Source organism: Serratia sp. CY84636 (assembly GCF_052166245.1).
In the GTDB taxonomy this organism is placed as follows: Bacteria; Pseudomonadota; Gammaproteobacteria; order Enterobacterales; family Enterobacteriaceae; genus Serratia; species Serratia nevei.
Map to the genome: position 1 here is coordinate 75,136 of NZ_JBJNOX010000001.1, position 12,597 is coordinate 87,732.

At 48.7% G+C, this 12,597-nt stretch carries 13 protein-coding genes and 1 pseudogene; 9 read left to right on the forward strand and 5 right to left on the reverse strand.

Annotated elements, in window-relative coordinates; translation table 11 throughout:
- Window positions 1–59 precede the first annotated feature (59 nt).
- From ACJ8QI_RS00390 to ACJ8QI_RS00400, 3 genes are all read left to right on the forward strand, one after another.
- On the forward strand, window positions 60–467 hold the full coding sequence (locus tag ACJ8QI_RS00390) for a hypothetical protein (protein ID WP_193159725.1): 408 nt from the start codon (window positions 60–62) through the stop codon (window positions 465–467).
- Window positions 455–1,012 (forward strand): hypothetical protein, encoded by a 558-nt coding sequence (locus ACJ8QI_RS00395; protein ID WP_442531937.1) that lies wholly within the window; start codon window positions 455–457, stop codon window positions 1,010–1,012. The genes ACJ8QI_RS00390 and ACJ8QI_RS00395 overlap by 13 nt, the downstream gene beginning before the upstream one ends.
- Window positions 1,013–1,414: 402 nt before the next feature.
- A complete protein-coding gene (locus ACJ8QI_RS00400; RefSeq protein ID WP_442531938.1) occupies window positions 1,415–2,020 on the forward strand; it encodes a hypothetical protein in 606 nt (201 codons plus the stop codon).
- Between the two features lie 375 nt (window positions 2,021–2,395).
- On the opposite strand, the pseudogene ACJ8QI_RS00405 reads toward ACJ8QI_RS00400, so the two are convergent.
- Window positions 2,396–3,486, reverse strand: a pseudogene (locus ACJ8QI_RS00405) (IS3 family transposase).
- Window positions 3,487–4,151: 665 nt separating this feature from the next.
- Here ACJ8QI_RS00405 and ACJ8QI_RS00410 point away from each other — a divergent pair.
- The 3 genes from ACJ8QI_RS00410 to ACJ8QI_RS00420 all read left to right on the forward strand — a co-directional run bounded on the left by ACJ8QI_RS00410 (window position 4,152) and on the right by ACJ8QI_RS00420 (window position 5,737).
- Complete coding sequence (locus tag ACJ8QI_RS00410) at window positions 4,152–4,370, forward strand: TM2 domain-containing protein (protein ID WP_015376761.1); 219 nt, start codon at window positions 4,152–4,154, stop codon at window positions 4,368–4,370.
- Window positions 4,371–5,147: 777 nt separating this feature from the next.
- Window positions 5,148–5,489: a hypothetical protein gene (locus ACJ8QI_RS00415; RefSeq protein ID WP_192974011.1), complete on the forward strand. Its 342-nt coding sequence runs from the start codon at window positions 5,148–5,150 to the stop codon at window positions 5,487–5,489.
- A gap of 56 nt (window positions 5,490–5,545) precedes the next feature.
- A complete protein-coding gene (locus tag ACJ8QI_RS00420) occupies window positions 5,546–5,737 on the forward strand; it encodes a hypothetical protein (RefSeq protein ID WP_197802438.1) in 192 nt (63 codons plus the stop codon).
- 30 nt (window positions 5,738–5,767) lie between these two features.
- Here the strand turns inward: ACJ8QI_RS00420 and ACJ8QI_RS00425 are convergent, their stop codons facing one another.
- From ACJ8QI_RS00425 to ACJ8QI_RS00435, 3 genes are read right to left on the reverse strand one after another with little or no spacing between them, the layout of a single operon-like run.
- Complete coding sequence (locus ACJ8QI_RS00425; protein WP_197802439.1) at window positions 5,768–6,418, reverse strand: CPBP family glutamic-type intramembrane protease; 651 nt, start codon at window positions 6,416–6,418, stop codon at window positions 5,768–5,770.
- Window positions 6,415–8,529, reverse strand: a complete 2,115-nt coding sequence (locus ACJ8QI_RS00430) for a peptidase domain-containing ABC transporter (protein ID WP_197802440.1) — start codon at window positions 8,527–8,529, stop codon at window positions 6,415–6,417. The genes ACJ8QI_RS00425 and ACJ8QI_RS00430 overlap by 4 nt, the downstream gene beginning before the upstream one ends.
- Complete coding sequence (locus ACJ8QI_RS00435; protein ID WP_197802441.1) at window positions 8,522–9,796, reverse strand: HlyD family efflux transporter periplasmic adaptor subunit; 1,275 nt, start codon at window positions 9,794–9,796, stop codon at window positions 8,522–8,524. Before ACJ8QI_RS00435 ends, ACJ8QI_RS00430 begins: the two co-directional genes overlap by 8 nt.
- A 388-nt stretch (window positions 9,797–10,184) precedes the next feature.
- Between ACJ8QI_RS00435 and mchS3 the strand changes: the two genes are divergently transcribed.
- The 3 genes from mchS3 to ACJ8QI_RS00450 all read left to right on the forward strand — a co-directional run bounded on the left by mchS3 (window position 10,185) and on the right by ACJ8QI_RS00450 (window position 11,644).
- Window positions 10,185–10,598, forward strand: coding sequence for an MchS3 family protein (mchS3, locus tag ACJ8QI_RS00440; protein WP_197802442.1), 414 nt, complete (start codon window positions 10,185–10,187; stop codon window positions 10,596–10,598).
- Between the two features lie 28 nt (window positions 10,599–10,626).
- The gene (locus ACJ8QI_RS00445; RefSeq protein ID WP_204275850.1) at window positions 10,627–10,881 is read left to right on the forward strand and encodes a hypothetical protein; all 255 of its coding nucleotides are present in this window, start codon (window positions 10,627–10,629) and stop codon (window positions 10,879–10,881) included.
- A gap of 625 nt (window positions 10,882–11,506) precedes the next feature.
- Window positions 11,507–11,644 (forward strand): TM2 domain-containing protein, encoded by a 138-nt coding sequence (locus tag ACJ8QI_RS00450; protein WP_164268409.1) that lies wholly within the window; start codon window positions 11,507–11,509, stop codon window positions 11,642–11,644.
- Between the two features lie 51 nt (window positions 11,645–11,695).
- On the opposite strand, the gene ACJ8QI_RS00455 is transcribed toward ACJ8QI_RS00450, so the two are convergent.
- Window positions 11,696–12,229, reverse strand: a complete 534-nt coding sequence (locus ACJ8QI_RS00455) for a hypothetical protein (RefSeq protein WP_060423146.1) — start codon at window positions 12,227–12,229, stop codon at window positions 11,696–11,698.
- Window positions 12,230–12,597: the final 368 nt, after the last annotated feature.

Genomic DNA, 12,597 nt, shown 5'->3' on the forward strand with positions numbered 1-12,597 from the left:
TTCGGATCGAGCCGGTGACGTTCTCTCAACGACTGCTAAGACAGTTTAAGGAATGGTAAATGCAGCACAGACAGAGATTATCTCTGATCATTGTCGTCGGGGCCATGATGACCTTTACGTCTTTGATTGCCGGGGCCGCGCATGACGTGTTGCCTCAATGGCTTCCTGGCGAGCCAGGGAAAGCGGAAACAGAGCCGCCACGCGATGGATATCTACACGGTGGTGTGCTTGAGCCCGGCCTATCCGGTGACTCACCAGATGTCTGGCATCTCGGCACTGAGAAAGTGTCGCCATCGATAGAGAAAAATGATGAAAACAATGAGAGGAAAAGTTTGCGCAATAAAAAACTGCAATGGGTCGAAAAAGGTGGTCCACGCATCAGCCATTATTCCGACGTAAAACGAGATCCGATGACCGAAGACATTGTCAGGCAAAGGCAGGGAGTGACCATAACGTGGGGCGAATAAATGTGGTCGGAATGAATGCTTGTGCAGTAGATGCTGTTCTGAGCCTGGTGGATGAATTCAAACAGTCGGGTAATTATTATGGCAACAGTGCTGTCGGTGTGCTGGATGTTGTCATTCTTGACTATGGCGATCTGTTTGATGTCGGTATCATGTTGCAGAAAATAAGGGTAAATAAACCGACTGTCGTTATCAGTCGCGGAATATTATGGAATATGTTGCAGAAGGTAATGGGCTGCGAGCGGGCTTTCTTTATCCATCTGGCATTGCCTATCGAGGCTCTGCGTTACGAACTGAATGTTGCACTGCGTTTATGGGCTCATGGCCACAAGCCTTTTCAGCCCGTTGCGCGGAGTGATAATGACGTGCGGTATCTGATATTGGGAAAACTGCTGGCCGGGGAAAGCCCGTATGCCATTGCCGCCAGGTTAAAGGTTAATGTGAAATATATTAGTCATCATAAATTAAAGGCACTGAATGCATTGGGAGTCCGAAACTGTCAGGAACTGGCCCCCCTGCTGGTACGTCCACCCTATGAAGTTCAATAGAGTTCACTGCGGAAATTGTACGGAGGAGCTCTTATCTAATATATACATAATACAATTGCTTGTGAGAAAGCTGAGGTGAGTATGGTAAGTAGAGAGGAACTGAATGATATAGCAGAAACTATCAGATACCATTATCGTTATTGTCCGTTGTGTAAAAACATCATTCATGTGAATGATGGTCATTGTCGATGGTGTGGGGGGGGAAAGAGTTTTTATCTGTGAGCGCAGGGCTATTTTCTGGTTTTCACTCATCCCGCTCTTCTTTTTTTTGGGACTTATTTTCGGGAGGATACCGAACGGTTATCTTGCGGGTATTCCGATTATCGTGATTTCTTGGCTTTTAGCCATCAGAAAAAAGAAGGAAACCTGAGTAAGACGAACTCTTCATAATCCGGAGCACAGATGATGATCTTGATTGCGGATGATTGCCAGTTCACAGCCCTGGGGATGGATGATTTTTTTAGCGACACAATGTCCCATCATACCATCGTGCATGCTGAAACCTTGTCGCAGAGTGTTACGCTGGTACAGCTGTTTTCTGTCGGATATGTGTTTCTTGGTGAAAGAAAGATGTTAAGTGGAGGCTGCATACCCCCTGCGCTGAAGCGTTACCTCCACGTTAATCATCTTACTCTGTTCTTTGTTATCACAACCATCCGGGGAGGTGCCGAGTTTGAAAAGATACCGCTCAGGGAAAACCTGTACATCCTGAATCGCAGAGGTTTGGCGTCTGTTCTGATGAAAATTGAACGGTATGGTAATGCGTTGCCCAGTTCACTCTTCACACAGAACTATGACAAGCTTTTATACCTTACCCATCAGGAACGGCAGGGTATTAATGTTTATTTTCAGTGCAAGACTGTCAGAGCGACCTATAACGCACTGGGCATCAAGAAGAAAACATTATCATCACATCTGGCTAATGTCAGGCGAAAAACAAAGTTAAGGGGCACTGTGGCTTTTTGGCACGTCTATACCATTCATCGAACGCTGATCGGTAAATTTTGATAACGCACAGTAAGAATAGAATATAAAAATGGCGAAGGTGAAATTTCTGATCATTGGTGCGACAATTATTGTGGCTATAATTATTGTCATTCTTATTTTAATTAGGGTTGATGTGATGTTCTATTTGCAGCGCCTTAAGCTTCTTGCGAAAATAATGGTTGGTTTAATGTAAGTGCTTAGTGCTAAATTCGAGTGAATGTATAAAGATAACTCAGATGATCTGGTGAGAGGAGTTTATAGTGTCTAAAAATGGATTTTTGAAAAGTAAATGAACTGCAGCGACCTGTACTAGAATTGAAAAAACTTTTAGTTAGTAATGTCGGATTGTGACCTTGGCCCCGAATATGATCCAGCCATAGTCAGGAATAACCGGTTTCACGTTGGCCGCATATTCTGGCAACCAGCAGACTTCTTAGCGAATTCGGATGGCGTCATCCAGTCCAGTGCCAAATGGGGACGCCTTTGATTATAGTGTATGCGCCACGACTCGATTTTGCACCGTGCATCCTCCAGCGGCATGGACCAGTTCTCGTTCAGGCACTTCTGGGGTAACTTGCCGTTGAATGATTCCACTGTGGCATTATCCGTTGGTGTTCCCGGCCGGTAAAAATCAATACGGACCACACGCTCGTACACCCACTTATCTTGCATTTTCCCTGCAAATTCAGAGATATTGTCCGTTTACAGCAACCGAGGAAGCGGGCGACTGAGCGCGATGCTATCCAGCATTTCCGCGACTTCCGTTGAGCGCAGACTCTACCCGACACAGACCCCAGACATTCGCGGGTGTACAGATCAATCATCGTCAACAGACACAACCGGCGGCTGTAAACAGAGCATCAGAGACAAAATCCATGCCCCAGACATGGTTCGGATAAAGCCCCTGAGGCTGTGGTGGCGTTGTGTTGATTTGTTGCGATGCGGTCTTTTGAGACGCAGGGACAGTCTCTGTTCACGGTAAATACTGTAAATGCGTTTATGATTATCCTGCCAGCCCTCCTGCTTGAGCAGGATGTGAGCCCGCCGGTATCCGTAATGCACGCAGGTTTCTGTGATCTCACGGATACGAAGGCGCAGCACACTGTCATCGGCTGCCACGGAGCGATAGCGAAACGAGCTGCGACTAACCCGCAGCGCAAAACAGATCTGTCTTTCGCTGGCCCCGTAACGCGCCTGCAGGTCCTGGCCCCATTCGCGCAGCCGTGCCAGCGTCAGGTCTTTTTTGCCTGCACGTCCTGCAGCATCGCCTTATCGAGGCTCAGATCAGCCACCAGTTTCTTCAGCAGCTCCAGTTGGCGCATGTGATTCAATTCAGAGGGCGAAATACCACCGTATTTCTTGCGTCACACATAGAACGTGGCATCAGAAATGCCCAGCTTACGTCAGACCTCAAGCACCGACGTACCCAGTTCGTCCTGCTTCAGAGCAAAGACAATCGGCTCTTTGGTGAATCGTGATTTTTTCATCGGTACCACCTTCGTTTAGGGAGTGTAGATCATGCCGGAATTCTGTTTCTGAATGGCTCAGAATTTTGGGGCAGGGACAAAATGGTCGTCTGCTTGAGACTAGGGGGAGCTGTCACAGGCGATGGGCTTTGTGCTAAGAGAGGCGTGCCTTTCGACTGGCTTTTGAGTGTCATGAACCTATTCGTGTCTGAAAGTGAAGTAGGGTGAAGGGGGGGGCTAAGTGTATTAATACATTAATGCCATGAATATAAAGAAGAAATTAATCTAGTGAAGAGAGTGGACAGTTTCATGATAAATCTTTTTGGTATGGCACGTTATCTGCAGGGAGTTGTACTGAAGGAGGATTAGTGGGCTATGCTATATGCCTAGTTAGTGTATATATATGTGTGTAGCTTTGCTTTTTTACATATTTTTTTGTTTTATATCAAACTATTATGGTGTAAGTTCTTATCCTATTATCGGCACCACCTCTCCTTCAGATTCCCTTTGCTTACCTTTTCGCCGGTTAAACAACCGTTTAATCATCCGCTGTTATAATTACCCCTGTTGAGTCTTGATGGATGAATGTTTTTCTCCTCAAGCATTGTGATGCGGCGCTCTGTGGAGCGGCATCCGTTTTTTGGACATGCCGGTGGTTCGGTGAGAAGTTAGGAGAAGTGCACTATATGAGCAGAAAAGACAAGCTCGCGGCGGCCCTGCTGGCCATCTTCCTGGGTGGGTTGGGCATTCACAAGTTTTACTTAGGCATGAAGTGGTGGGGGCTGTTCTACCTGCTGTTCTGCTGGACGGGGATCCCGGCGATTGTCGGCTTTATCGAAGGCATTATTTATTTGTTCCAATCGGAAGAGAAGTTCAACCAGAAATACAACCCTGGTCTGATTTAACGCGTTTTCTGGCGGCGCTTCCTGTTAAGGGGAGCGCCGCTTTTCATTCCGCTACTGTTTTTTCATCATCATCTTGCCGCGCATCTCTTTGCTCATCATTTTATTCGAGCTGGAGATTACGCAGTTATATTGCTTGCCTTGGTTGATGATCATAAAGGTGCTGACCGGATTTGCCACAGGGGCAGTGGATTGAAGAGCAGGACTTATCGGACATTATCTGTTCAGAATCCTGAGTGAAGCATAGGAAATCATAGCGCGCTCGCTGACGGAATACATTAGAGAGCGGCCACAACAGGTTACTTCGGAACAAGTCTAAGCGGTCATTTTAAGTGGGCAAAAATAGACTGGCCAATGTATATCTCAGGTTGCCATTTTTAGCGGTATTGTTATTGTCATTTTAAAAATTGATACAGTTTGCATGATGTCTTCCTGATTTCATGGCCTATAAGGCATAGGTCTAGTATGCAGATGTGTGGCATATGGAGTATATAACCGCTATGCCATTTTCGTTCTTTTTCTCATCAGATGCGAAAACAGACATACTCGGATCAAATATCCTATGCATAAAGGGTGTACTGGATAACGTCAGTATTGCTACCCTGTCATTTTTAACCGGGCGTCGCCGGAGTGCAGTCAGCCCTGCGAATGATGATCTAGTAATGAAAAACTTAAACTTTTCTAACAATTTCTCCTTGAAACCTCACGTTGTGTGGGTTAATAATTAGTCGCTTTACATAACTTTACACACTGTTGTTTCATCATCAAAAGGAGTTGTTTATGAAAGTTATTGATCCTTCTATGCTGGGTTTTGTCTCTGGCGGTCGCGGTAACAACGGCGGCGATCGTACTGATAATGGTGGCGGCTCTCGCGGCCATGATTCTGGGCGTGATGCCGCGGCAGCGGCAGCGGCAGCTGCCGGAGGTGTTATCGGAGGGATGCTCACTGGGCCAGGTGCACCATTAGGTGCGATTGCAGGTACCGCTCTCGGTGGTGTTATTGGCGCGGCCAGTTTTGATGCTGCATGGAATGCCACTCACAGTAACAACGGCGGTAACGACCGTGGTGCCTTTGGCGGGGACAGCAACAAAAACAGTGTTAATGGACAATGCCACTGGTAATTCAGTGCTGGCCGGGAATACCTCCCGGCCACTCTAAAGGAGAAGCTCATTTCGCCATGAAGAAATTTATCCGTGTTTTTTTTCTTTTTCTATTTTGTTTTACCGTAGTGGATGTTGTTCAAGGGGCTGAATTTAAATCAATTTTAGTCATAAAAACCCTATGCTATTCTGCCGTTATCGCATTAGTCTATGCCTTTGTTACCAGCGCATGGTGGAAAAAAAATGTGCTGAGACTCAGGAAAAAGTGATGGGTGGAGGCCTTGTTTTCGATGCTAACGCTATGAAAAGTAATAGCTAGTCGCCATGATGAAGCCATTCATCAGCATATGCAGCAGTACCGGCATGGCCACTCCTCTCGATACAATGCGTGCAGCAATCAAAAGCAGCGATACCAGTGCCAGGATCATGAACGTGCGGATATCCGAGTACTGGGTATGCAGGATGGCAAAGACAGCTGACGTCGTGAGTGCAGACCAATAGATATTGCCTTTGAATATCTGCAACAACCCACTGAAAAGACACCCTCTGAATACCATTTCTTCGTAAATGGGAACGAGAAAGACCAACAGGAGCGTGTTCACCCAAAATACGCAGCCCCTTACCGCTTCTTGTTCGGTCATCCAGCTTTCTGCTTTCCTAATCCCCAAAATATAGGCGCCTAGGTATTGGAGCAGCAGAATGAATACCGTGAACGCAATCATTAACCGCCCGTTAATTTTTCCCACGCCCATACCGTGCTCTTTGCTAAAAAAGGCCAAATATAACGGGACGATGAGCCCGAACTCGAGGAGATACAGCACGGGTAGCATCAGACCGGTTTGCACAAACGCGGCGTTATCGCTCAGAAACCAGGGGTAAAAGGACAGGCCCACCATGAGAAGAACCAGCGCAAAACAGGCCAGCGTAAATGCAAAGCGTGATTTGTTCATTGATCCGCCTTGTGGGTCAGAACGATGACGCGATCGGCCGAGGCAATGGTGGTTTCGCGGTGGGCAATAATCACCCGTGTAATGCTGAGTGCCTTAATCGCCTGATTCACCTTCGCTTCACTGTCCTTGTCCAGCGCACTGGTCGCCTCGTCCAGGAACAAAATCGCCGGTTTCTTGTAAATGGCCCGGGCAATGAACAGGCGTTGCTTCTGTCCGCCGGATAATCCTTCCCCCAGTTCGCCGATCAGGGTTTCATACCCCATAGGCATTCTCATGATCACTTCATGCAGATAGCTGGCTCGGGCGCAGGTTTCCATCCATGCGTTATCTACCTCGTCCACGAACCCGCAAATATTTTCCCGGATTGAGCCGGAGAACAGTTTGTCGTCCTGCATCACGCAGGCGATCATCTTGTGGTAGTTGTTGATGCCGAGCTGCCGGATATCGACGCCGTTCACCTCGACCTTCCCTGAATCCGGAGGAAACAGCCCGCACAACACCTTCATCAGCGTGGTCTTGCCTGCCCCGGACGGGCCCACGATGGCTACGCTTTCTCCCGGTGCAACGTTGATGTCCAAGGCATCAAAGACCGCCGGTGACTGGCTGTCGTATCGGTAGCTCAGAGCGTGGGTGGACAACCTCATCGGTTGCATTCCCGAGATATATGGGAGGTCGGGCTTGCGATCTTCCCGTGGATGCAGGGCAATATCGGCAATGCGTTCGTTATGCAGGCTCATCATGCGAAGCTGCAGTAGAAACGCCGTCAGAGACCCGATACGATCGGAGAACTGGCCCCGAAAAGCACCGAACGCGACGAACATGCCGATAGTCATTTGATTATCAATAACTAGACTGGTTCCCAACCACAGAATAACAACCTGGTCACAGGCCGCCACGAAGGTGTTGATCCCGCCAAACAGCATGTCCATTCGGGTGATCCGGATACCGGTATTGATGCTGTCGATTTCAAGATTTAGCCAGTGGGCGATGCGGCGTTCCGCCATGCCCTGCATCTTGACGGTGGCGATACCGTACAGCGTCTCCATAAAATAGGAACCGGCGCGGGCATTTCTCACCAGCGCCTCTTCGGACAGCTGGCGATAATACCCGTAGGTCAGCAGGCGTATCAGCACATAAAGCGCGGTGAACGCGATCACCACCCAGGTCAACCAGCCACCATACAGCACCATCATCACCAGCACGCCAATCACCATGATGCCGTCCATGATGGCGCCGATAATACTGGTGGTGAAAGTGCTGCGCAGCGTATCCAGTGAACTGAAGCGTGACTGAATGTCACCCAGCTTACGCCGTTCAAAGTAACCGAGCGGCAGGCGCAACAGGTGGGTAAACAGACCGGATTGCCACTGCACGTTGATGAGCGTCGACATGACCAGTCCGGACCAGGCACGCACCATGCCAATGGCGGCCCGCAGCAGGATGAACAGCATCAGCCCAACGCAGATGAGCGTCAGTAACCCGCGATCCCCGGCAGGAATAGCGTGATCCATCACCAACTGCGTGCCGATGGGCATCACCAGGTTGATGGTTTCGAACACCAGAGACAGGCAAAAGATTTTGCCGAGCGCCCCCTTGAGCCCGTGTACGCTGCCAATCAGCGTGCGCAGGTGAATGCGGTGGCGAATGCTGTCGGCGGTGAATTCGCTGCCAGGCCAGGCCTCAAGCGCTACGCCGGTGAAACTGTGCGACAGTTCCGTCAGGCTTATGACCCGGCGTCCGCGCGCCGGATCATGCAGCACCGCGCGGTGACCGTTGACGCTGACCAGCACCACGAAATGGTTGAATTCCCAGTGTAGAATGCAGGGCAGTTTCAGCGCGTTGAGTTCGTCCAGATCCAGAGACAGGGGACGGGTGCTCAACCCTAGTTGCTCGGCGATACCGGTCAGTCCAACCAGTGTTGCACCGCGGGTTGACAGGTTGAACTGCTGGCGCAGCGCGATCAGGTCGATGTTTTTTCCGTAGTAACCGCATATCATCGCCAGACAGGCCAGCCCGCATTCCGACGACTCGGTCTGGTGCACCATGGGAACCCGGTGACGTAGCCGCAGATCCAGTTGGCTGACCAGCTGTTTGAATGCAGGCTTACTCATTGACCGGCCCCGTCGCGCTGTGTTTCATGTCGTAGAACGGCGACAGCATCCACTGATAAATCCTCCTTTTTTCCAGAAACAGGGTGCTTTGCGCTTTCATGCCGTTTTCCAGGCTCAGACGTTTACCGTCATAGGCAATGGCCTGTTTTTCCGGAATGACAATCACCTTGTAGTACGGCACGGCGGCGGTCAGCGCCGCTTTGGGTGCCCCCTGATAGGTCAGCATTTCCTGCGGTGAGGCCGGGGCTTTGGAGATGACGGACACCGTACCGGCAAACTGGCCGAATTTTTCCGCCGGGAAGGCGTCATAACGTACATTGACCTTGTCACCGGCAGCAATGTAGGGGATGGCATCGTTAGGTACCCACAGCACCAGGGCGTAGTGATCGATGTCGTGGGGGATCACTTGCAGCAGACTGTCACCCACGTTGACCATCTGGCCAACCGTGACGCTCAGAGAATCGATGCGGCCATCGGCCAGCGCACGAACGATGATCGCTCCACCGGCATCGATGTTGAGCCGCTCCTTCTGCAGCTCGTAGCGCTGCAGCTCCATCTGGTAGATCTGGTTGTCGAAGTTGGCGGCCTGGGTATGGATCTGGCTTTCCAGCGCGGTGATCTGCAGTGCATTCTGTTCGTTCTGGCCGGATAGGCCCAGCAAGTTGTTCTGCTGCTGGTAATACAGCGCCACCTGGTTGGTGAGCTGATCCTTGTTGATCAGTCCCTTGGTCTGATAGTGTCGGTAGTTCTCCATGTTCTCCTTCATGATGCGTATCCCTTCCTGAGCACGCCGAAGGATGTCGGTTGAGCGTGAGAACGCGGCGGTATATTGCGCCTTCTGTTTTTCCAGCATAGTGAGCGTGGCCTGCTTACTGCTTTCCAGTCGGCTGATGATTTGCGCAATGCGTGCCAACTGGCCATCGATATCCCGTTGCTGGTTATCGCTGACTACACCGCTACGTGTGCTTTTGCTGACGTCAATCTGGTAAATGGGCGCTCCGACGGTGATCACCTGCCCTTCGGTGACAAATTGTTTGACCACTACCCCTTGAACCGTGGAGTAAACGTTGGCCGCGCGGGGATAGGTGCTGATCTCGCCGGTCACATTGATCCGCCGGGTATAGGTACCGGCGATCACGAAGGTGAGAAAAGCAATGAGAAAAAACAGGCAGAGCCCTGCCGTGAGCCAAAAGGGAATGCCAGGAAGTAGGAGCGCCCGGCCACGCCATTTCATTTTCTGATTATCGATCGCTTCCTGGCGAAACACCTTGTTACTTCCTTATAAAGAGAGGGGGAATTTAGTCCTGCCCTATTATGCCGTCAACAATTCGTTAAACACCAGCATTGCGGTGAGCTGGTGTCACTAGATTATTGAGCAATATACGGGATAAAACTCTATCGTGGAGTGTTCGGCATTCAAGCTATGTTCAGCCAGCGTCTCCTGCAGCTCACTTTAACTGAGTGCCACATTTGCAGTGCCAGTGTACCTCTCACAGGACGATGTTATGCAGAAAAATAGCCTTAGAGGGATTCATACGCTGCTCCCTCTGTTCAACGAAGGCATTACCCTATCTCTGCATGATATTTTCAACATTGCCTCTTGAACCCGATTTGTTTATAGTGCTAAGGTAATGAATAAAGGGAACTCGAGGGTAATGGAACTTACTATGCGAATTTTAAAACTTCTTATTCCATTCTTGATATTACACTCTTCTTTTCTGAAGGCAGCTGAAAACACAGAGTATGAAATACTGAAAAAGACATCTTTTTTTTCGCTTGGAATGAATGGCTTTGCTGGTAAAATAAGTGACGGTGAAATGGCATATAACGCCATTCTGAATAAGAATAACTCAAAAGACATTTTTATTAGGTTGGCAAAAGATGAAAAAGCCACTCCAGAAGCCAAGCTATATGCTGCTTGCGGCCTAATCAAGCTATCTTATCGCGAAATGGACCCTCTTTTTCTGCCATACAAGAAAAACAAAATTACCTTACTCAAAGGTGATGTGTTAAGACGTGTTTCATTTTACGATGAATACACGTCAGTATTGAAGCATGGATGTGAGTAATAAAATATTTTTTATAAGGAAATTATTAATGAAAGAGTTAACAGGTAACATGTTAGCATCAGTAAGCGGCGGATTTGTAACTGATGGTCACCGTGAATCCACAAATGTAGTCGATCAACGCGGTGTTGATAACGGGACTTATATCGATGCAAACGGGACATGTTGGGCCCCCGGAACGCCATCAAGTGTAATGTATCCTAATGGCGGTGGGCCTTCTTGGGGGAGTATGGTTGATTTTTGCCTAAATAAAGGCTTGTCAGCAGATTGCAATGGTCATTTCTGATAGTTAATCATTCCCTGAATATCACAGCCGCCTTGCCCAGGCGGCTATTCCCACTGCCTTTAGCTTTTTCAGTCAGCGCATCAACGGCCGGTTTGTATTTTATTTTCGACACAACCCCACTGTAATTAGACACTCTGCATTGTGCAAAATCACTGCGTTATCATGTTTGTGCTCAGTCCGATTCCGAACGACGGCCGCACACGTTGTTTGCGGAGAAGATCAGTATAAGGAGAAGGATACATAACTGTGAGAATGAGGACTCTATTGGTGTGTTCGAAAACAAGGGGAGATACGCCGACAAGATCTTTGTTATCCCCTCCCCAACCGGAGAGAGGACAACGATTAATTTATCTCTTTGCGGGAGGGGGATATTTCTCGTAGGTGTCTTCCAGCGCCTTGCGGAGATACAAGTACTCTTGTGTTTCCTGATTGTCTCCCCACACCTTTACTTCCCAGATGTGATTATTATTTGCGTCGCTTTTTTTATAAATGATTTCGATGGATTGCCGCAGTAAGTATCGATGTACTGGCGGAACTTCTTGTTGCTGTATCCTGACACGTTCTCTTTGGTATGTGCGTCGTGATACCCGTCCCACAGTTTGGAAAGCTCATTGTTTACCTGGGCATGAAGTGGTGGGGGCTGTTCTACCTGCTGTTCTGCTGGACGGGGATCCCGGCGATTGTCGGCTTTATCGAAGGCATTATTTATCTGTTCCAGTCGGAAGAGAAATTCAACCAGAAATACAATCCTGGTCTGATTTAACGCGTTTTCTGGCGGCGCTTCCTGTTAAGGGGAGCGCCGCTTTTCATTCCGCTACTGTTTTTTCATCATCATCTTGCCGCGCATCTCTTTGCTCATCATTTTATTCGAGCTGGAGATTACGCAGTTATATTGCTTGCCTTGGTTGATGATCATAAAGGTACTGACCGGATTTTTAAAATCCTTGTCGATGGTGAAATAAATATAGGCCTGCGGCAGTGCGGCCGGTTTAAAGGCGCCGAAGGCATACACATCCGCCAGGCCCAACGCGGAGAGATCGACCGTCAGCTCCATGGGCTTCATGGAATCCGGCGATGGGAACATCGATTTGGCCGACATCATCATGGTGCTGCTGTTGATGGTGTAATCGGTTTTAACCTTCATGCCCATATATTTCGATTCCGGCATGGAAAGTTCTTTTTTGCAGGCGGCGTCGTGCTGCGGCGCCGGGCTGCCGTTTTCCATCACGGCGTGCACGTGTTCCAGCGTCACCGCCGCGCTGCCGGTGGTAGGCTGCGCATCGGCCGCGTAAGCCGCGCCGCTGAAGGCGGCTACAGAGGTAAGGATAATGCCTGTAACGATTTTCATTGTCGCTCTCCGGAATACTATTAATGTTATTAATTGCGGTGTGTAGCCTATTGGCTTGATAAAACGCAAGGTTACCCATTCCGTGGAAATTAAACCCCCTCGGAATATTGCTATAAAATAGTTTTTACCCTCGTGATTGGCGGGGTTGATTTAACTTCGCTAAACGCCTTTCTCTTTTTTATTCAGCGTTTTTATCTGCATATAAATAGTATGTCTAAACATAGTCAATGTTTAGAATATACACAAATTATTGCGGTTTTTTTCTGCATTCATCTTTCATTTTTTAATCTGGTTGTAAGTATTTCATTGATATGCAGAGAGTTATTTCTTTACGTTGGAATCACTCTGTGAAGCGTTATTTATGTGAT